This window comes from Paenibacillus lentus, from assembly GCF_042714055.1.
Classification (GTDB): domain Bacteria; phylum Bacillota; class Bacilli; order Paenibacillales; family Paenibacillaceae; genus Fontibacillus; species Fontibacillus lentus_A.
Genome location: NZ_JBHGVC010000007.1, coordinates 127,568 through 148,825, shown reverse-complemented (window position 1 = coordinate 148,825; position 21,258 = coordinate 127,568). Strand labels below are relative to the sequence as shown.

The window sequence follows — 21,258 nt, the reverse complement described above, 5'->3', positions numbered from 1 at the left end:
ATTTCTATATAACTTGGACTATAGATATTACGGTAAAGCAGCCGTGTGAAATGTTCTTTCGAAATTATACGATTATTCGTACAAAATGATAGTACCAGACCGCCTTGCGCACGCCTTGTACGATTTTTCGCACAAAACTGCCGAAAACGACAGCATCAAGCAGCTACTTTGTACGATTTTTCGTACATAGGTCTTGCTGCGGATGCTTTCGGGAGCGCTTTGTACGATTTTTCGCACAAAAATAGCCCAGAACGACAGCATCACCAGCACTTTTGTACGGTTATTCGTACAAAGGTCTTACTGCAGATGCTTTCGGGAGCGTCTTGTACGATTTTTCGTTCAAAGTTTTTACTGCAGCCGACAAGATCCGATTCCAATTGTTTTTCCTCCGTATAACCACCAGTTGAATAGCGTGGAGGACGATGGGATGGCCTTGAGGCGGATATGAGAATAAGGTTAGTTCAACTTATATAGTTTTTTCCAATATATGTACTGTATCTATTTCTATATCTATTTCATATATTACACACGACAATCGGGAGGGACTTACCTATGATGGAGGATTTACTCGTATTCACAACGGTCGTCGAGCAATCCAGCTTGAACAAAGCTTCAAAGCTGCTCAATTTATCGCAGCCTGCCCTGTCTCGCAAAATAGCCAAGCTGGAGGAAGAATGGGGCGTGGCCCTGTTTGACCGCAAGGGCAAACGGCTGGAGCTGACCCGCGTCGGCCAGGAGGCTTATATCTACGCCTTGGAGCAGCGCCAGCGCCACCAGCAATTTCTGCAATCGGTCTCCCGCTTCAAGACGGCCGAGCGCAGAGTCGTTACGCTTGGGGCAAGCCTGACGACGATTCAGACGACCCTGCCCCCGCTGGTCACCGCTCTAATGAACAAATCGCCGGACATCGAGGTGAAGCTCGTTACGGGCAAAACTCATGAGATCGTCTCCTACGTCCGCGACAAAAGAGTCGATCTTGGCGTTGTTGCCTCATCCATCTCCGAGCAGGGCTTGAAATGCATCACCCTGTTTCAGGATCACCTGGAGCTCGTCGTCCCGAAGAGCCATACTCTAGCTGCGGGACGTCCTGCTACCATGGAGGATTTGAACGGCCTGCCCATGATCATTTTCTCGAAAGGGACATGGTACCGCAAGCTGATCGACGATCTGTTTGGCCGCTACAGCATCATTCCGGACGTGCGTATGGAGATCGACTCCTTTGAAGCGATCGTCCGGCTCGTCCCGACGTGCCGGGCTGCTGCCCTACTGCCGCAATCCTATCTCAGGCCCCAGCTGCTGAAGGACAATGAACTGGTGGCTCTGCCGATGAAAGAGCTGGAGCAGACGCGCCGGGAGACCTGCCTGATCTATAGCAGCAGCTCGGAGCTGACCCACGAGACCAAAGAATGGATCCAGGATATTAAAGGCAGCCTGATCGATGCCCTGGAGCTGGAGTAGATTTGAAATCATCGTCATAACGTAATGTATTTAAATCATTACAATAACGAATATAAGTTATATGTCTCTCTAATCATATCGGCAAAAAGCAACCGGGAACTTCCGCTCCCGGTTGCTTTTTGTAGAATATTTCTTTTACAAAATGAATGGTCTATTAGGCTTTCAAGCTATCAAAATATACCTTTTGACCCGTTTGAGAGGACAGATAAAGCGCTTCGAGCGTTTTAGCAAGGGCAATCCCATCATTGATAGCGTTCGGCAAGCTCGCTTCGCCTCGTATAGCCTTTAACCATAACGAAAAGCGTAGACTCCCCGGCTTCGCCCATTTCGGCTGCCTCATTCAGGGCCTCCTCCTGGCCCTCTGGAGCAAACACCCTTACCGTGCTGTCAGAAGGCTTTAGCAATTTGCGGTGCACCCCATTTACGCCTCCTCCCAGAAAGCTTCCGGCTGTTCCATACAGCTCGATCGAGAAAGGCGACTGGTCGGCTGCATAGCTTGTGTCACATATCGCCAGCGCACCACGGGAAAATTCAAACAGCGCTGCGGCATTATCCTCCGCTTTGCTGCCCGTATAACGAGCCGCAATAGCAGTGACGGCAACCGGCTGCTGCCCTAAGAGCCACCTCATCAGATACAAGCCATGGGCGCCAAGGTCGGTAAATACGCCATAAGGCGTATTCAAATAGCGCGGATCGAGAGGAGTCGCTCCAATCGCCCCGTTATGCGCATTCCGAATGCGCATGCTGGTAATGTCTCCAATGACGCCTGCGGACGCCACTCTCTTAGCAGCCATATTGACAGGCCAACGCCTTAGAGACATATCGATCGCAAAGTGAATATTAGAGCGTTCAATACATTCGGAAACCTTGTTCGCTTCCCGCAGCGAAAGGGCCAGCACTTGATCACTCAGCACATGTTTTCCCGCATAAGCAGCAAGCTCAATCAATGAACCAGCCTCTGCGGGCGAAGAGTCAATAATGACCCCGTCCAAATCTTCTCTAGCCAGAAGCCTCTCTAAATCGGGCTCGAAATCAGTACCGAATTCCTCGGCAAAAAACATCCCCCGCTCGATATCAGAATCCCATACGGCGGTGATTCGCACATCCGGAAAATCGGCCAAATCCCTCACGAAGCTTCTGGCATGGTAATGATTCCAACAGCTCAGCATGGCTATATTGGGCATAAATCTCCCCCCATTTCCCAATTCATCAAGTTATATATTAACGGCAATGATCGCCAGAATGCCTGTCACAATTCCAATCGCTCCGCCGCGCGTCAGCTTTTCTTTGAAGAAGATGGCGGATAAGAACGTAAGCAGGACGATCATGCTTCCGTTGACGAGTGGATAAAGATATGCCCCCGGCAGCTTGCCTGACAGATCGTTCATCAATGCATTGCCCAATCCGGTCGATAGCGCCACACCGATGATCAACAGCATAGAACGCCAATGAACCGGGTTCTTTTTGCACGATTCAGCCGAATTTCGAATTCTGCTGTACCCGCCGCCGTATAACGTCCATCCAAGCAAAGAACATAGCGCGGCAACTGCGAAGCCGACAAGTGTCAGCTCTGCCGCTTCACGACCGTCCATCAGCGACTGATGCGTTTTGGCAACCACGGGAATAAATCCGTTGAAAAGAAAAGCAAGCAGGCAATAAACAAGCCAACGCTTTTCTGTTTTCCCCGTATTTTTCTGATCTTTGCCATAAATCTGGATGAAATAAAAAGAAAGGATGAACAAGATCAGTCCAATCCATCTTGTTGCTCCAGCCTTTTCATGCCATAATGTCATGCTGGCCAGAACAGGCACCATAAGACTTGCCGAAAAATAAAAGGATGAATAAGATAACGGTCCGGTATTCATCGCGCGTGTATAGCAGAACATCGTTGAAGTAAAGACAACACCGTAAAGAGAGCCGAGCAGCCACGTCATCGTGCTGATCGCCATTTCCGCGGTAAATAAAGACCATACCCATAAACCAATGGCGATAAGGGAGCAATAAGCTGCGATAAGTCCGAACAAGGCCCGGTTGCTTTGCGGATCAGGCAGCCTTTTAAGACATAAGGACTGGAGAACGAACAATATAGCGGCAATTGCAGCAAGCAGCATCGTTCCTCCAGGCTTAATTTGCGGTCGATTGTCCCAACATCGGGAACAGTCGCTGCAATTCTATGTCGCTCGGTCGGCGGCCATAATAAGCAATTTCAAAAGGCTCCGCATAACGGACTCTTTCCACATGCTCCTTGCCGTATCCGCGCTCAAGCGCCGGTTTCATTTCGTCTGAGACGTTCATGAATTCGGCCCAGTACTTCAGCAGGAAATTCTTTTTACCCTCCCAGCTGTCAGGTACCTCGCCTAAAAAACCGCCCTGCCACGGAGCAAATTCATAGAACTGGGAAGCATGAGCATCACAGGCAAGAAGCTTCTTCTCCAGGACAGGCTCTATATCAATAACCAGGTCTGCCAAATAACGCCCTTTCATTGAAAAGTCGGGCATTAACAGCACGACGGGGCTTTGGGTCAGTGCGGCAGCTTCCGGAACAGCATTTGGCGTCTTGGCAGCGAGTGGAACGGCATCGCTAACCACCTTCCCAGCGTAACGGTTGTCGGGATGAGCACCTCCCTCGGGATGGAAGGCAATGACCACATCCGCCTTCCAATTTCTAATCTGCCGAATGACCTCGTTGCGCACCTCGAGGGTCGGAAGCAGCTCTCCATCCGGCGTATTCAACACCTCGTATTCATCAATTCCCAGCCTCTGGGCTGCGTCCACAGCTTCCTTCTTCCGCCGCTTAACCAGCTCTGTTCCGCTCATCGAGTAATGGCCGCAGCATCCGTCCGTCAGAGACAGAAATTTGACCCGATGCCCCAGCTCCGCGAATAAAGCCGCCGTTCCTCCGGCATAAATATCTGGTTCATCAGGGTGTGCCCCGATGACGATCACACGTACCTCCTCTTTCATTCCGTATGCCTCCTTCTTATTTTGGGTTACAATCAACCTATCAATCTATCAATCTATCAACCTGCCAGCCCAAGTTCCCTCAACACGTGCTGAAGGTACTTACGGGATGAATCCAGTCTGTCGTCCATTTCATCCCAGTAACTGATCGCTTCATAAACGTCCGGCTTCATCCATTCACCCGAAGCGATTTTCTGCTCGCAGAGCGTCGCCAGTCTTACCAATTCCGTCACTTCCGCCATGCTAAGATCGGGATGAACGTTCCTCCATTCCTCTACGTATATATCAACATGCATCAGTCCCTTATGATCTTCAACCTGTACATGCAGGCCAGGATTGACCTTGCCAATCTCGGCAAAAATCGTCTTATAGTCAACGATGCCTTGACCGGAGGCCTTCAACTGACGAACAAGTCCATTCTCCGAAAAATATAAAATGCCGTCCTTCGCATGCATTTGGTGAATGTAAGGAGCAGCCCGCTTGGCAACAGCCACGGGGTCTTCGGCTCGGGACAGCACATTGGCTGTATCAAATGCAACGCCGAGAACATCGTCTCCCACCTCTTCAATCATTCGCAGCACTTCATAGGAGGTGATTTCCTCGTGCGTCTCGAGGTTGATCCGCGCCCCTGCGTCCCTCAGTACCGGCGCCAGCCGTTTCAAGAAACGGGTTGTCGCCTGCAGCTGCTCCTCCCAGGTGACGTCTGTCCGGAAACGATCATTCACAAAATAACCGGTGTGCTCACCCCGCCACCCTGCGGTTACTCCGATAAGCTCCTTGGCCCCCATCTCCGCAGCTGCATAGATTAGCTTCTCCATCGCAAGCTTGTAGTCGCCTCCGCCGAGCATCCAAATCTCCGGCGATTCCGTCGTATTATAAGGATTAACCCGCCCGATGCCAAAATCGAGAAACATGCCAAGCTGCTGAGCACATTGCCTTGCTGCCCTCAAAGCGCCGATGTCCAGAGTCCTGGATACATAGAATGGAGTTTTATAATACACTCCCTCATAACCATCGCCTTTCGCTTTCTGGAGCACTTCCTCAACAGGCATATATTCGTCCTTCAAATAACCGTGATGCAGTTCGATGCCTACCTTCATGGCTCTCACCCTCCTACTATGTCTTGATCCCAATCCCCATATCGGGATAGCCCCTTGACATGAAGCAAGGGGCTATCCCATTACTCTAGTCGCTTATTTCAATGTGTTATTATAAATCTCAAGCAGTTTGGTAACGCCCTTATCGTTAATTTCCTTCACGTAATTGTCCCAATCCTGATCCACCGAAGCTTTGCCATAGACGAACTGCTCCTGCATTCTCATGAAGTAGTCATGGACGGTTGTGTTTCTCATCGTCTCTTCTTCCTTGTCTTCAGGCGTTAACTTCGGCACTTTGGCGACAGAAGGGAACCAATTCTTCTGATTCGCTTCAGCCGTTAAGGATTCGACAAGCGGATTATTCAACACCTTAGAAAACCACTCATACGTAAATACCGTTGTAAAGTTGTTGTTAGAAGCACCAACATTCCATAATGCCTTCTGAATACTGCCGCTTTCCTTCACAGCATCGGTGAAGTCGCGCTTGCCGTCCTTCTCCACAAACGTTTCGCCCTCGATGCCCCAGGTTCCTAAATTGATCGCCTCATCGCTGTACATCCAGTTTACGTATTCCAGCAGCCTGTCGAAGTTTGGCTTATTGGCCGCGCTCGCCGGAATGACATAAGCGAAGTTAATGCGCTGCGCAGAAGGCCCCTTCATTCCGCCTGGCCCGGCAATCGGCGGGAGCGGAGCCAGCTCAAAGTCCGGTGATACATTCTTCTTGCCGTCCGCGTTAATCTGGCCTAACTCGCTAATCCAGGTATACGTAAATACGCTTTGTCCTGTCGCCATCTTCTGCTTCCACTGATCCGTGCTGGAGGTGAAAATTTCCGGATCCGCCAACCCTTCCTCCATTAAACGGCTTAGGAAAGACACGTATTGTTTATAGTTTTCACTTGTATATGCATATTCGAACTGGTTTGTCTCGGAATTGAACAAGAATCCGTTATAGGCAGGACCGATCCCCCATGCCGCCCCTGACAAGTTCATCAGACCGAGAGCTCCGTTGAGATTGGCCACCGGATAGCTTTTAGGATCAGCCTCCTTCAGCTTCTTCAACACCGTGTAAAGCTCGTCCATTGTCGTTGGAGCTTCCAGATTGTATTTTTTGAGCAAATCAACTCGTATGACCGGAGCTGTGTTGTACATCGCGGATTCGAACATAAATGGAAGCCCGTACAGCTTGCCGTCCTTCAATGTCCAGTTGTCGATTTCCTCAGAAATATTGTACTTTTCTAGTTTTTCCTTCAAGTTTGGCAGCTTGTCCATATAGTCGCTGATCGGCAATAACACCCCGGTTTGAGCGAATTTCATATAGACAGGGTGCTCGACGTAGCTGACAAGATCAGGAGCTGAGCCTGAACTGAGTACAATATTCAGCTTGTTCTGGTAATCAGCGTCCGGCGTCGGCTGGATTTCCAGCTTTACATTCGCCAGCTTCTGAAATTGTTGCAATACAGGCCAAGACGCATTGAAAGGATAAGACGGATTATCGTCGTACATCATCGTAATCGTGACTGGCTCATCCTCGCCTTTTCCTGTGGCGGTACCTCCATTCTCTTTCGTGTTGGAGCCGGAGCATGCGGATAAAATCACCGACATCGCCAGCATGAGTGCGATTCCTTTGGCAAACCACTTGCTGGTTGTTCTGCCTTGTACCTCTTTCATTGTGCAACTGCCTCCCTTTTGTTGGTATAAATCTATCATAAAAAGCTGTTCAGGCTGGGCCTGCGAGTGGAACTGCCATCAACCCTTTACGGAGCCGAGCATGACTCCCTTGGCAAAATATTTTTGAGTAAAAGGGAATACGAGCATGATCGGAAGTGTAGTTGACATTATGGCAGCCGCCTTAAGAGATGCCGAAGAAATGCTGCTCCCCGTGTCGCCGACTGAGCCGGCGTTTCCCGCCAGATCTGATCCGGCAATAATATTGCGAACAATCATCATGACCGGATGTTTATCCGTGTTATTCAAATAAATCATAGAATTGAACCAGTTGTTCCAGTAATAAACGATGAGGAACAAGGTAATCGCGGCCAGAATCGGCTTAGACAACGGAAGCACAATCTTTACAAGCGTACGAAATGGGCCTAGCCCGTCAAGCATCGCAGATTCTTCAATTTCCTCCGGAATCCCTCCGAAATAAGTCATCATCAACAGCAAATAATAAGGCGTAATGCTGAAGGGAAGCACGATGGCCCAAATGCTGTCTAACAGCCCTAAGCTTTTGACCAGCATATATGTCGGAATCAAGCCTCCACTGAAAAACATAGTAAACATTATGAAGAGAATGAGCAGCTTACGGCCCTTAAGCATTCTTTTGGATAGGGGATAGGCACAAATCGTCAACATGAACAAACCGATCGCCGTTCCTAACACCGTTTGAATAATAGAATTCTTGAATCCGACGATAATACTCGGGTGCTGAAAAACGCGAACATAAGCGTCAAGGTTGAAGCCTTTAGGCCATATTCCCACCTTACCCCCCACTACAGCACTGGAATTGCTTAATGACACGGAGAGAAGATGAAGAAAAGGGATTAAGATCGCGGCCACAAGAAGGAGCATTATGACTGAATTAATAACCATGAACCATTTGAAGCCGAGTGAACGCCGGTAAAGCATCGCAGTTGTCCTCCTTCCTGCTAATACAATGAAAAGCCGGATATTTTTCTTGAAATATAGTTGCCCGCCGAGACGAGCATGAGCCCAATTAACCCGCCGAATAAGCCAACAGCCGTGGCGTAGCTGTAATTGTTATTCTGCAAGCCCATACGAAAGACGAAGGTATCGATAATGTCACTGGTTATGGAGTTGCTAGGCGTATACAGCAACAACACCTTTTCAAATCCGAGCGTCAGCATGGATCCAAGCGAGATAATCAACACGACAGAGATCGTCGGCAGAATCTGCGGAATGGTTACGCTTAACGTTTGACGCCATCTTCCAGCGCCGTCCATCTCTGCCGCTTCATATAACTGCGTATCCACCGAGGCAAGAGCAGCCGTATAGATGATGGCATTCCAGCCCATGAACTGCCAGATGTCGGATGTAATGTAGATCGTCCGGAACCAGCCGGGCTCGTTCACAAAAAAGATGGGGTCGATCCCAAAATATCCTAGAAAGGCATTCACGATCCCGCTCGTGGGAGACAGGATTTCCTTCAGCATGCCCACAACAACGACAACCGCGACAAAGTTCGGGAAATAAGAGATCGTCTGGATGATCGTCTTGACCTTCTTATTCAGAATTTCGTTCAGCAGGAGCGCAAACAGAATCGGGAGCGTAAATGTAATCGCCAAGTTCATAACGCTCAGGAGGATCGTATTCTGAAACGCCTTCCAGAAGGTCGGATCATTCCAGAACATTTTGAAGTACCGCAGACCGGCCCATTCTTCTCCGTAAATTGACCCGCCCGCTACATATTTTCTAAAGGCGAGCACGTTACCGACAATCGGCCCGTATCTGAAAATAATGAAATAAATAATTGGCAGCATGAGCATGATGTAATAAGCTTTGTAGCGTTTGAAGTATGGACTCACCCGCATACCAACCTCCTTCGTTGTAATCTTCCTTTATCCAAACACATCCGAAAACCGCTTACTACAGCCAAAACAAGCTGAATGTCACACGAATCTACTTCCTTGCGGTCACAAAAAACGATCTTGTAACACTTTTCTACCTATTTGCTTAGTGGGCAGCTGGACTTGTTGACAAGAAAGGGCATCCATAATACTCTTTGTGTCTAAGCAGCATAACTTAGGACAGATGTCATGCAGCAAGATAAGAAAGGTGGGTTTGGGGGATGGGGCGGCTGACTAACATGTGGAAGGTTGGTTTCCAGAGTATCTTCTTTCGGTTCATCATTTTATTTGTCTCCATATCCTTGCTTATTCAAATCATTAATTTCGTAACCTACAATGTGTATTTGCAATATGTGCACACCCACATCGAGACCAACTACGTTAACTCGCTCTCCAACGTGGCTTCTTCTCTTAACCATCTGTTCGAGGGAATCTATCAATCCAACTTTTTGCTTGCGCTTGATCCGAGCATTCTGAGTGTTTTCTCGGAAGAAGACGATAACAAAGGCACTGCTAAGTACGCCGATATTAGCCAAAGCGTCAGATCCTTAGCAAGGATTAAATATATTGATTCATTTATTGATAGCGCTTATATTTACAAAAAGAAAGACGATCTTATCATTAGCAACGAGGGAACCTTCTCGGCCTCTTACTTCTATGATAAGGTGTACCGGTTCCAGGAGTATCCCGCCGTTTTCTGGAAATCCCATCATTCCGGCAACCAGCTGTTCTCTATTTTGCCGCCCTCGCAGATCAGCGGGTCAGAACGTCATGAAGACAAGGTCATTATCCCGATCGTTCAGACTAAGATTGCGGAATATTGGTCCAATAATCTGTACGTCATCAATCTGAATGCTCAATCCATTGTCCGATTGCTGCAAAATTACAAATTAACACCGGGCAGCATATTGTTCATAGCTGATAAGGAAGGGACGATGCTCTCCTCTTCTGAATCCGATTTCGTTCGCAATCGGGAGTTGCAGGCTTTCATGGCCAGCCTTCTCGACACCTCGAACTCGAAGAACCCGAAAGTCTATAAAGAACAAAAAATGAGGGTGATCACCCTCAATACGAATTTTTTCTATAATGATGTCGTCATGATTGCTGCCGTACCGGAAAATGACATTCGCAGCAGCCTAAGCAAACTGGAAAAGCTAGGAACCTTATCGACGATATTTACTTTGTTCCTATCCTTGATTTTATCGGTGGCTTTCAGCAAAAACTTGTATGCCCCGATTAAGTCGCTTGTAGACCGGCTAAATGGCCCCCGTAACAATGAATTTAAATACCTGAACGATGAAATTGGCCGTATTATGAACAATGTGCAATCGCTCAATCAACAGCTTTCCTATGCGCTTCCGCTAGCGAATGAGCAATTTCTGGTGAAAATGCTGAAATACAACTATCTTTATGATGATGTCAGCATAGACGTCAACCAACAAAATGGCAGCTTTTCGTTCGAAAACGACCATTTTATCATCACGCTGTTTCAATTCAGCTTCCGGAAGCCTTTCTATCATTCTTTCAGCGAATCCTTTCAGAGCGACTCTTCGCGAACGCTCACAAAGCTGTTAAAGGCCTTGTTACCCGCAGACCATCCCTGTTACTTCCTGGAAATGGATGCCCATTTATTCTGCTTGCTCGCTAATGTTCCAGAGGGAACCACTCAGGAGATCTATCAGCGGTATGGCGAGGATATTGTGGAGCTGTTCCGTACGGATGAGGACTTCTTAAGAGTTCATGCCGGAATCGGAAGCGTAAGCCATGGATACAAAGGGATGCGGCAGTCGTATATTGAAGCGATGAAGGCGCTCTGGCGCATTTCCCCGTTCGATGGAAAGCGGGTTTATACGTATACGGACAGAGACCAGGAGCCGGGCGTGATGCGATATTTGCTTAGCAGGACGGACGAGAATCGGCTGTTCAACCTGCTCTTATCCGACAAGAAGGAGGAAATGCACGCCCTGCTAAAGGAAATTCTCGATCACAACCTGTCCGCGCGCATTTCTCCTTCGCTGCTCAAGGAGCTATACATGAGATTTTATATGATCGGACTGCAAGTTCTAAAGCAGCGAGATAAGGAATTGGATGAGGAGACCGGCAAATTGTATACGAGCTTTATTCTTTCCAACGAGTCCTTGTCCGTCGATCAAATCACGGAATCCATCTTCTCCTATTTCGATCATATTTCAACCTTGTGCGGCGAAACGTCCAAGTTTGATGTTGGTTCCTTCAAAGCCTTTATCGATGAGCATTATTACGAGGATATTCATTTAGAAATGCTGGCCCAGAAATACAATACCTCCGCGCAGTATATGTCCCGTCTACTAAAGAGAGAGCTTAGCATGGGCTTCCAGGAATATTTACTGGATCTTAGAATTCGTAAAGCCAAGGAGCTGTTGACCCAATCCGACCGCAAAATCAGCGACATCTGGGAAGCTGTCGGCTTCAATAACAGAAATACCTTCATTCGTGCTTTTAAGGGCAAGGAGGGCATTACACCGAGCGAATATCGGAAAAATATGAGTAAATAGATGCTTTTTTAGTTCCATAACGAAAAGAACGAACCTTAGAAGCAATTCTAGGGTTCGTTCTTCATCCTGTTCGTTCTTCACGCTGCTTATAGAATCCATCCGCGTTCATAGGCCTCTTCAGTCGCCTGCTGCCTGGTCTCTACGCCCAGCTTTTGAATCGCAACAGACAAATAGTTCCGGACTGTCCCCTCCGTTAGAAATAATTGCTTGGCAATTTCCTTGGTTGACAGCCCCGATCTGGACAATCGCAACACGTCCGTTTCACGATCGGTCAGCGGACTTTCCTGCCTAAGAAAAAGAACCGTTGCCAGGTCAGTGCTAACCACCCGTTCACCAGCCGTCACCTTGCGTATGGAATCGATTAACAGCTCGATCGGCTCATCCTTTAATAAGTAGCCCTCTACTTTTAGCTCCATGGCTTTTTGCAAAAAACCGGGGCGAGCGAAGGTGGTTACGATGATGATTTTTGAGGATCGTCCTTCTTTCCTAAGCTTCTCTGCAATTTCAAGCCCTGAAAGGAAGGGGATTTCGATATCGAGCAAACAAACGTCCGGCTCGTACTTCTCAATAGCCTCCCAAGCCGCATGCCCATTCTCTGCTTCCGCTACGACTTCGATGTCCTCCTCCATGGATAATAAAGCTGATAACGTCCCACGAAGCAATTTTTGATCTTCTGCGATAACTATACGTATCACCTTGCTGCACCCTCCCTCCTGCTTGTCAGTGGAACCTTAAATGTAATCTTCGTTCCGTTGTCCGGACTTGCCGTTATATGCATATCTCCCTGCATCATAGCCATTCTTTCTCTCATCGATTGCAGGCCGTTTCCTTCTCCGTATCTCAAGCTGCCATTGCCGTTATCGCTCACTTGAATACAATAATATTCAGGCTCTATATATAGTGTAATCGTACACTGATTGGCTTCGCTATGTTTAATAACATTGGTAATCGCTTCTCTGACGGAAAGTGCTGCCACCGTTTCGGCCGAGTTGGATAAGGGAGTCATAGCTCCCTCATCCTTCACAACCAAATCAATGCCAGCCTTTTGCAAAATATCTTTTGATAGCTGCATTTCCTTCTGAAGGGAAACAAATTTCATATCCGTAACGAGTTCCCTTACCTGCTTTAATGCATGCCTCGAGGTGTTCAGAATATCATGCAGCTCATGCTTTGCCTTCTCAGGATTTTTCTCCACCAATCTCATCGTCAGCTCGCTTTTCAGTTTAATCATCGTTAACGTCTGGCCGAGCGTGTCATGAAGATCTCTGGCAATCCGGTTTCGTTCCTCCTCTTGAATATACCGTTCCAACTGGGCGTTGGCGATATCCAGCTTTTCTTTCAAAACATTTGCACTTTCCCTCGTATAAACCACGATCGGTGTTGCCAACTGCGCAATCATTATTGGAAAATACACCGTTGAAAAGACAGCTAGCGGACTTCCCTGATCTATCCAACCGAATAGGATAAACATAGCAATAATTCCGCCCATCCCCGTAATCATCGTCGCCTTCCTATTGGCTCTTCCAAGCAAATCTGCAAATATAAATCCATACATCAAGATCGCGCTGGTGACATAAATACCAAGGGCCACAAGCAGCGAGCACCCGGCGAGACTGACCGTGAGGAGACGCCAGTCCCGGTACCATAATCCAACATAATGGAAGACGAGCAGCGGCAGGACGAGCATAAGCTTCATGACTAAATTGACGGTGCCGTGTACAATGAAGACTTGATAAATTAATAACATGATTGCAAACACATCAATCAAGAAGTATTTTTCAATTTGATCAGCAGGATACCATTTTTTAAACATCATTCATACACCTTATCCGTTCACCATCGATCCTATTATTTCGTTACGATATCTAACGTGAATCTTCGCACTGATTCCATCGGGCCGTACTTGAATATTCTCAGCCATATAGAAGCAAAGATGATTTGTAAACAGCATATTGCCAACCAGATAAATACAATGGCTGCCGAATCCACCTTGCCGCCTAACCCGAGACCCCAACCATAAAAAATGAATGCAGAAAGGATATTTTGCATCACATAGCAGCTAAGCGACATTTTGCCTACCTGCTCCAGCTTGCTCCACAGCCATAGCTTCTCATTGGCCTCTACCAGCTTAGCGATTAACCCGATATACCCAAGAGCAAGGACGGGCGCAAATAAATAACGTACTGGTAAATCAAAGTACCCGCCGGGCACAAAAATAAGCAGATTAAGCGGAATACCTGCGGAAAGCCCAATTTGTAAAAGCTTCTTTCGTTTTTTCTTCCCCTTCTCATCCGAAGCAAAAAAACCCGATCTCATCATACGTATGCCTTGCAGGAACAGAAAAATGTTCATGGGGATTACAAACATGACCTCTGACCGCAGCATTGCAAAATTCTCGAGCCGATACGCTATCTGCTGTAGCCAGCTCCCATCCTTATATAATAGCACTGTCCCTTGCATATCGCCTAAAGATAGATGAGCGCCTGTTACGCCGAGATAGATGCCCAAACCCAAAATCAGCAGCATAATAGCTCCATGCAGACCACCTATGATCTTCATCGCCATGCGGATGGCACGGTCTCCGCCTTTTACAATAAAAGCAGTAATGATAGCGGTGAAGCCATAGCTCATGAGAATATCATATTCCATCACTAGCGTGAAATGAATGAGGCCCTCTGCCATAAGAATAATAGATGTCCATATATAAAGGCCAGGCCAAGGACGGCCCCTTCTTAATGCCTGCTGGTATTTCATCTCCAGCCCAACCCCGAACATGATCGTCAACAAGCCAAGCAGCTTGCCATTGACCAAAAACAGCACAAACACTCTTATGAAATCCTGAAATGAGGCCCACCATTCATTTTCAATAAAGGTAAAAATATAGTTTAGATCCCCCAAATGGGCAAAGATCCAAATATTCGTCCCAAGTGTTCCCATAATGGCGAAGCCTCTTAAAATGTCCAGCAAGCGCAATCTGCTGCCATTCCCCTTCATGCATCCATCACCCTTCCGTTCAGTTCATATCTGTATCTTAGCTTTGAACAGAAGGAAGCGATATTCACAGCAGTCAGCAGTTTGATATGACAGTGTCATATGAAGGATGGGCACCTTGCTCCTATGATTCTTGTTCAACCCATTGCAACTTTTATCGTTAAAAATATAAAAAGCCACAATTAAGCGGCCTTTATTAAACCTGTATAGAAAATTGGCTTATTTTCTCTTCTCGGCAATCGGATCCATTATAAACAGCACAAGCCTGTTTGAGAGCAAGACGGGCCTTATACGGCCTCCTACTGATCTGCCTTCGGTTTCAACGTCATTCTCTTCGACATATATACAGCAACGAAAAGAGCCGTAATACCACCCACTAGCTTCCCGACAATCATCGGAAAAATCATGTCTCTAGCTACTCCTGCTGTAAAGCCAAGGTGATCGCCAAATACAAATGCAGCTGATACAGCGAAGGCTACATTAATGACTTTGCCCCGATCATCCATATTCTTCATCATGTTAAACATCGGGATGACATTGGCGAGCGTTGCTACCATACCCGCTGCCGCAATCTCGTTCATGCCTAACATTTTTCCCATTTTCATTAACGGCTTATTAAACAACTTTGTAATTACAAATACCATCGTAAAGGCGCCTGCCAGTACAATCGCAATATCACCTACGATCTGGATACCTTCTCCAATAGGAGCAAGGCCAGGAATGATTGTGATCCCTGTTAGCTGCTGTACAATGGCGGATGCAAGGCCTAATGTTGCTACAACGACGATGAATGTTCCGAAAATGGTGAAGCCCTTAATCATACCGTTAGGAATTTTCCAAAGACCAAGTACGATTAATACTGCGAAAAGGATGATTGGAACCAGGTTGGATAGAATCATGCCGATAGAGAAACCGGCAACAAGCCCCCCTGCCAAGCAGCCAAGCGGAATCGTCACGATACCAGCCAGTATTCCGGTAGCCAAAAACTTCTGATCTTCCTTTCTGATTATGCCAAGCGCAACCGGAATGGTAAACACGATCGTCGGCCCGAGCATTGCACCCAGAATAGCTCCGGCAAACAGGCCCGCCTGCGGATCCTGGGCCAGTTCAAGAGCGAGTGAGAATCCGCCCATATCATTCGCTAACAGCGTAGTCGCAAACATCGAGGGATCTGCACCGAGCGCGGTATATAGCGGTACGACAATTGGGCTTAACAGTTTGGCCAAAACGGGGGACAGTGATATGATCCCGACCATTGCCAATGTTAAAGATCCCATGGCCATAATACCTTCTTCAAATTGCTGACCTAACCCAAACTTACTCCCGATACTCTTGTCTAGCGCACCGAGAATCATGAAAATGACCATTAAGTAAATAATGATTTCATTAATTTCCATGATTGCTGATCCTCCTTTCATTTTATCTATGAGCGAGCTCCACCGAATCGACGATACCTACGATAACCGCATCAACTGGCACGTCTGGGGTGGCTAGCGATGTCCTGGCAGCGCCTCCCTTAGTAACTAGCACGGTGTCGCCGATGCCTGCGCCAGCATTATCTGCAGCTACAAAATAATCGTGCTGAACCGGATTACCATAGGAAATCCGCTTGATTACAAGGAAAGTCAGTCCATTCAGCTTCTTATCTTTTCGGGTAGCCCATAAGCTGCCCACAACTTCTCCTACAATCATCGTTTCACCCACCCATTATCTTCTGCGTACACGCATCTGATGCGTATGCAAATAGTCCTGCGCCAGCGGTGTAATTATACTGTGCCTGCCAACTACGATCTCTTTCACGTTTTGAAGGCGGTATTTTTTCACATCAGCTTCGGTAATCACTTTGCTTGTTAGTACTTCTGATTGAGAAATCATGTCAACATGAGCACCCTCGCTGTGTACTTCTTCTTGATTCTCTGTTAGTCGTTCATCTTCCAGACAAGCGCTCAGCAGATCCGATTCCCGTACTGTTGTAATACCATAGCTTTGGAGTTTATTTGCAAAACCGTTATACAGCTTGTACAGCATAACAGGAGATGTTTGCTTATATTTCCTGTAGAGCAGCCCTTCCTCCAGAACAACAACCTGTTTTCCTTTTAGCAGCATAGTCAGTACAAATCGTTCACGTGTACCTGCGCTTATGCCATTAGCTAAATAAGACAGCAGCCCAATGCACATCTTCGGAATAATTAGAAGATCGCAATCTCTGACCGATTCGTCGTAATAGCGCACCTCGTAGTATGGATTCAGAATACTCTCCAGCGCAGGAACAGGCTCCACGGACAGAAGGATCGCTTTCTTACTATTTGCAATCGGCTCGGTCGTCTGCACCTGCTGCAGCCTCTTTAACACTTCAGCCGCTACCGCTTCAATGAGTGCTGTCCGATTCAGAGCTTGAATGTCCATTTGTTCACACACTCCTGATCCTTGTAATGCGAGTTTAAAAAGTCAGACTTTCAGCACCGAGAAGGTTGGATGAAGCTAGGGCCTGAGGAGCGGAGCGTACGTAGTTGGTACGTGAGCACCGGAAGGCCCGGCTGAATTCAAGATTCGATGTCGATTAAGCTGCCAGTGTTGCTTCGTGATCAAAGGGGGACTTTTTAAACAACCTCTAGTTGCCTTTCTTCAAAATTTGACCCTTCGTGCCTTTCGTGAATCCGCATGAATTCGCTTCGTCGTAATCAATATGCATGTATGTTTCGTAGTTGGGACTCACTCGTATCAGCACATCGTCAAATATGAGGGGACGGTTGCTATATACTTTCACCTGCACGATTTCACCATTCTGGACATTGAATTTCTTTGCATCTTCCGTTTTCACATGGATATGGCGCTGGGCAGCAATCAGCCCCTGCTTTAGTCGAATTATGTTAGTCCCAGCAGCAATTACAATGCCGGGAGTTCCTTCCAACCTTCCGCTCTCTCTAACGGGAACAGACAGCCCCAATACGACAGCATCCGTTTGCGATACTTCCACTTGTGATTCTTTACGTTCCGGACCGAGCACGACGACATTGTACAAAGCGCCTTTAGGTCCAATTAGCGTAACACGCTCTTTGCAAGCATATTGTCCAGGTTGGGACAGGTCGCGTGCTTTCGTCAATTGATAGCCTTTCCCGAAAAGCTCATCTATCGCTTCCCGATTCAAATGGACATGCTTGCCGGATGCTTCGATTTCGATACAGGTTTGTCCCTGTACTCGCTTGATTACTTCACTCATGATATCTTCTACCAGTTGATTATTCACCATTCACACCTCATCAGTTGTACTGTCCTACGCGAATTCGGAACATCATGATCCAGAATAACGAAGACAGCCGGTTCAATGTCCGGATGATATCCTCGCGCTCTACGGCCCCGTGTTCGCTTTTAAAGGCCTGGTAAGCCTGCAGTTCCGTCTCCCTCGTCAATGTGCGCAACGAATTTATGACAACAACCGCTTCGCCCATATCATAGCTGGGTTGAAAATGTTCTAATCCAAAGTATTTCTTGGGAAAATGGGACATTTCACGCAATTCCTTCGGTGACATCCCAAGCAAATGAAACTCATCTATACCTTCACTCAGCACTTCGCATCGTACAATTTGCCGTACAAATAGTAAAATCTCTTCCAAATCATCGACAAGCTTGGTCATGTTGAGCTTAAAGCAGCTAATTTGTGCTTCCAAAATTTTCGTTTCTAATGAATCCAGTTTGCCGCGGAATACAATCCGAGGGTGATCTTTAAATACAAGCATATTTCCATACAAATGAGTCATGTGCTCCGGCTTTGTTTCCAAAAAGCCGCCATACAAGGTACGGAAGCGTTTTTTTCCTTCTGCCGGGTTTTGTAGACTGTCCAGTTTTTTAGTAATTTGAAGCCTGACTTCCTTCTTAGGTGCAGAGGCTTCGGTCTCAGTCGCTCCGACATAACGAAGTTCAATCTGATGATCTGTCAAAAAACTTTTGGCGGAAGGTGTTAAAATTGTTCCAGCCGCAGCCTCGTATATCGCAACATCTTTCAAATTCTGATTTCGAAAGTGTTTGCGCAGTTCGCTTTCCGTAATAACAGCCATATTTTCACATCCTTTTACACTCGGGCATCAGGGGCCGCTTGGCGATAGGATTGCGACAGGCGGGAAGACGGACACGGGATATCCGCATCCTTCTTCTGTCAAGATGGTCAGGCCTGTCCGGAATTCGTTATAATTCTGCTGTTTTCGTCTTAGGCAAGATGGAGTCCACCTCAGAATGTGGTCTTGGAATAACATGTACAGACAACAATTCACCTACACGTTCTGCCGCTGCAGCACCAGCGTCTGTTGCTGCTTTAACAGCACCAACGTCGCCGCGAACCATAACTGTCACAAGGCCTGCTCCGATTTGTTCTTTACCGATTAATGTTACGTTAGCAGCTTTAACCATTGCATCCGCTGCTTCGATTGCTCCAACCAAACCTTTTGTTTCAACCATTCCCAATGCGTTAGTGTTTGCCATGATAAATTTCCTCCTTGATGTATGTTTTTTTTGGATTAGCGCACAATTGAACAATTTAAACCTGAAATTTCATTTTCTGACAATATTCGTTTTACAATCATGTCAATCAATTGCTCTTTATCGGCGAGATTTATTGTAGAGCCTTCAGGGTATGATTGCGGTACTGGCTCCATCAAATCTTCTAACTCCTTCACCCCGTAAGCCAATCTACGAATGTTGAGTAGATTAAGCGGGCTGATGTTATCAGATGTTGAGCTACCCCCTACAGCCCCAGATCCTAGCGTAAGTGCCGGAGGAAGTGCGGTCGTTCCACCAATTCCGCCAAGTGCGCCTGGCGTATTAACTAATAGCCTGGACACTGGCTTCTTCAGAGCAAATTCACGAACGATCTCGTCATTTTCTGAGTGAATCATCATTGTATGTCCGGCGCCTTCCAATTTTAATATCTCGATGCAGCGTTCACATGCCGATTCCCAATCCTCTTCCGTATAGAAGGCTAAGATTGGACCCAGCTTTTCGCGGGAATAAGGAACATTTTCTCCAACACGAGTTTCTTCAGCGATAAGTACGCGTATTCCAGCCGGAACTTGCAATTTAGCCAACTTTGCGATATGTTCTACGCTTCTGCCGACAATTTGTGGATTCATTGAACCATTGGGACGCAAAATAAATTTGCTCAGTTGTTCGGCTTCCTCAGTGGAGAGGAAGTATGCGCCTTGCTTCTTGAGCTCAGCCATAACCGCTTCTTTACTGCAAGTTTCCACAATGATCGATTGTTCGGACGCGCAGATCGTACCGTTGTCGAATGTCTTGGAGTCCAAGATGCGTTTGACCGCGAGCGGAATATTGGCGCTCTTCTCGATAAAAGCCGGACCATTGCCTGGACCGACACCGATAGCTGGCGTTCCGGATGAATACGCTGCTTTAACCATAGCCGTACCGCCAGTTGCGAGTATCAAGTTGACATCTTTATGCTTCATCAATGCGTCTGTTCCCTGTATCGTTGGAACACTAATAACACTAATGGCTCCGTCTGGGCATCCTGCTGCGATAGCTGCTTCGTTGACTACACGCACCGTCTCCATAATGCACTTTAACGCATTTGGATGAGGTGAGAACACAATGCTGTTGGCAGCTTTTATGGCAATCAACGCTTTATAAATGACAGTCGATGTCGGATTAGTGGATGGAATCAATCCTGCCACTACGCCGACCGGTACTGCTACTTCCATCACTTTATTTGTTTTGTCTTCCTTTAGTATGCCCACTGTTTTCATTTTTTTAATCGACTCATACACATGCTTGGCTGCAAAATTGTTCTTTATAATCTTGTCCTGCCAGCGACCAAAGCCCGTTTCTTCACTTGCCATTTTCGCCAGTTTCTCACTTTGTTTGTAACCAGCATCGGAAATTGCTTTTACGATGGCGTCAATCTGTACCTGTGTCATTACAGCCAGCTTGGCTTGCGCCTCTTTGGCCTTCTTAATCAAGTTACGAGCTTCTTGAATGGATCTTAGGTCTTTATCCATTGTTTCCATCAACATTCCTTCTCTCTATTACGTATTATTACAAACTGGCTTTCTTCGCATTCTTGCTGCGCTTTACTGCAGGTGTCGCCTTATCCCGGCTTGCCGCCTGAGTCTCTGCTTGCTCAAGAGCCACAACAGTATTGGCCTCAGGTTCGGGCTTGTTGCGTTTACGGCCTGAAGGCTTGCTTCTATCGGTTGCCTGCTTGATCGTTTCGGCAGTCGCCTTGCCTTCATCAGCATCGGGCTTGATTTCACCAGCTTCCGAGGTAGCCGCTACGGCTGGCAGTTTTACATTATCGGCAAGCGGATCCGTTATACCTTCTACAAGCTGCTCCGTGTTCCCACTCGCATCAACCGGACTTACAACCAAAGCGGCTGTTTCCTCATGGATCCTAGGAATGACATGCCTTGTCAACAGCACATCCAGTTGAGCAGCTATCACTGCTCCCGCTTCCACCGCAGCCTGTACGGCACCGACCTCGCCGCTCAGCTTGACCGTCACCAAACTGCCCTTGATGACTTCCAAGCCAATGCAGTTGACACCTGCTGCTTTCAAAGCTGCATCTGCAGCTGCGATTGCTCCTAGATACCCTTTCACTTCAACTAGACCTAACGCGTTATATCTCAT

At 47.1% G+C, this 21,258-nt stretch carries 20 protein-coding genes; 2 read left to right on the top strand and 18 right to left on the bottom strand.

Translation table 11 applies throughout. The features are described 5' to 3' along the window. The first annotated feature begins 552 nt into the window (after positions 1-552). Complete coding sequence (locus ACE3MQ_RS17395; protein ID WP_379394892.1) at positions 553-1,458, top strand: LysR family transcriptional regulator; 906 nt, start codon at positions 553-555, stop codon at positions 1,456-1,458. A gap of 242 nt (positions 1,459-1,700) precedes the next feature. Here the strand turns inward: ACE3MQ_RS17395 and ACE3MQ_RS17390 are convergent, their stop codons facing one another. The 7 genes from ACE3MQ_RS17390 to ACE3MQ_RS17360 all read right to left on the bottom strand — a co-directional run bounded on the left by ACE3MQ_RS17390 (position 1,701) and on the right by ACE3MQ_RS17360 (position 9,064). Beyond that, positions 1,701-2,642 (bottom strand): Gfo/Idh/MocA family protein, encoded by a 942-nt coding sequence (locus tag ACE3MQ_RS17390; protein WP_379394890.1) that lies wholly within the window; start codon positions 2,640-2,642, stop codon positions 1,701-1,703. A 30-nt stretch (positions 2,643-2,672) separates the two neighbouring features. Beyond that, a complete protein-coding gene (locus ACE3MQ_RS17385; protein WP_379394888.1) occupies positions 2,673-3,569 on the bottom strand; it encodes an EamA family transporter in 897 nt (298 codons plus the stop codon). A 13-nt stretch (positions 3,570-3,582) separates the two neighbouring features. Beyond that, positions 3,583-4,422, bottom strand: a complete 840-nt coding sequence (locus ACE3MQ_RS17380; protein WP_379394886.1) for a PIG-L deacetylase family protein — start codon at positions 4,420-4,422, stop codon at positions 3,583-3,585. Positions 4,423-4,478: 56 nt separating this feature from the next. Next, on the bottom strand, positions 4,479-5,519 hold the full coding sequence (locus ACE3MQ_RS17375; RefSeq protein WP_379394884.1) for a sugar phosphate isomerase/epimerase family protein: 1,041 nt from the start codon (positions 5,517-5,519) through the stop codon (positions 4,479-4,481). A 93-nt stretch (positions 5,520-5,612) separates the two neighbouring features. Next, entirely contained in the window at positions 5,613-7,184 is a 1,572-nt protein-coding gene (locus ACE3MQ_RS17370; RefSeq protein ID WP_379394882.1) for an extracellular solute-binding protein, read from the bottom strand. 78 nt (positions 7,185-7,262) lie between these two features. Then, positions 7,263-8,141, bottom strand: a complete 879-nt coding sequence (locus ACE3MQ_RS17365) for a carbohydrate ABC transporter permease (RefSeq protein ID WP_379394880.1) — start codon at positions 8,139-8,141, stop codon at positions 7,263-7,265. Between the two features lie 20 nt (positions 8,142-8,161). After that, positions 8,162-9,064, bottom strand: coding sequence for an ABC transporter permease (locus ACE3MQ_RS17360; protein WP_379394878.1), 903 nt, complete (start codon positions 9,062-9,064; stop codon positions 8,162-8,164). 257 nt (positions 9,065-9,321) lie between these two features. On the opposite strand from ACE3MQ_RS17360, the gene ACE3MQ_RS17355 reads away from it, so the two are divergent. Further along, positions 9,322-11,634, top strand: a complete 2,313-nt coding sequence (locus ACE3MQ_RS17355; RefSeq protein ID WP_379394876.1) for a helix-turn-helix domain-containing protein — start codon at positions 9,322-9,324, stop codon at positions 11,632-11,634. 86 nt (positions 11,635-11,720) lie between these two features. On the opposite strand, the gene ACE3MQ_RS17350 is transcribed toward ACE3MQ_RS17355, so the two are convergent. From ACE3MQ_RS17350 to ACE3MQ_RS17300, 11 genes are all read right to left on the bottom strand, one after another. Then, positions 11,721-12,329 carry a response regulator gene (locus ACE3MQ_RS17350; RefSeq protein ID WP_379394874.1) on the bottom strand — a complete coding sequence of 203 codons (609 nt, stop codon included), beginning with the start codon at positions 12,327-12,329 and terminating at the stop codon, positions 11,721-11,723. Further along, complete coding sequence (locus ACE3MQ_RS17345) at positions 12,326-13,447, bottom strand: sensor histidine kinase (protein ID WP_379394872.1); 1,122 nt, start codon at positions 13,445-13,447, stop codon at positions 12,326-12,328. The genes ACE3MQ_RS17350 and ACE3MQ_RS17345 overlap by 4 nt, the downstream gene beginning before the upstream one ends. A 35-nt stretch (positions 13,448-13,482) precedes the next feature. Continuing rightward, a complete protein-coding gene (locus ACE3MQ_RS17340) occupies positions 13,483-14,628 on the bottom strand; it encodes a DUF418 domain-containing protein (protein WP_379394870.1) in 1,146 nt (381 codons plus the stop codon). 296 nt (positions 14,629-14,924) lie between these two features. Next, the gene (eutH, locus tag ACE3MQ_RS17335) at positions 14,925-16,022 is read right to left on the bottom strand and encodes an ethanolamine utilization protein EutH (RefSeq protein WP_379394868.1); all 1,098 of its coding nucleotides are present in this window, start codon (positions 16,020-16,022) and stop codon (positions 14,925-14,927) included. A gap of 22 nt (positions 16,023-16,044) precedes the next feature. Beyond that, positions 16,045-16,317 (bottom strand): EutN/CcmL family microcompartment protein, encoded by a 273-nt coding sequence (locus tag ACE3MQ_RS17330; RefSeq protein ID WP_379394866.1) that lies wholly within the window; start codon positions 16,315-16,317, stop codon positions 16,045-16,047. Positions 16,318-16,332: 15 nt separating this feature from the next. Further along, entirely contained in the window at positions 16,333-17,031 is a 699-nt protein-coding gene (locus ACE3MQ_RS17325) for an ethanolamine utilization protein (protein ID WP_379394864.1), read from the bottom strand. Between the two features lie 205 nt (positions 17,032-17,236). Further along, complete coding sequence (gene eutD, locus ACE3MQ_RS17320) at positions 17,237-17,872, bottom strand: ethanolamine utilization phosphate acetyltransferase EutD (RefSeq protein ID WP_379394862.1); 636 nt, start codon at positions 17,870-17,872, stop codon at positions 17,237-17,239. A 13-nt stretch (positions 17,873-17,885) separates the two neighbouring features. After that, positions 17,886-18,680 (bottom strand): cobalamin adenosyltransferase, encoded by a 795-nt coding sequence (locus ACE3MQ_RS17315; RefSeq protein WP_379394860.1) that lies wholly within the window; start codon positions 18,678-18,680, stop codon positions 17,886-17,888. A gap of 127 nt (positions 18,681-18,807) precedes the next feature. Then, on the bottom strand, positions 18,808-19,101 hold the full coding sequence (locus ACE3MQ_RS17310) for a BMC domain-containing protein (RefSeq protein ID WP_379394858.1): 294 nt from the start codon (positions 19,099-19,101) through the stop codon (positions 18,808-18,810). Between the two features lie 35 nt (positions 19,102-19,136). Then, positions 19,137-20,639 (bottom strand): acetaldehyde dehydrogenase (acetylating), encoded by a 1,503-nt coding sequence (locus ACE3MQ_RS17305; RefSeq protein ID WP_379394856.1) that lies wholly within the window; start codon positions 20,637-20,639, stop codon positions 19,137-19,139. A 28-nt stretch (positions 20,640-20,667) separates the two neighbouring features. Then, positions 20,668-21,258: a BMC domain-containing protein gene (locus ACE3MQ_RS17300; RefSeq protein WP_379394854.1), complete on the bottom strand. Its 591-nt coding sequence runs from the start codon at positions 21,256-21,258 to the stop codon at positions 20,668-20,670.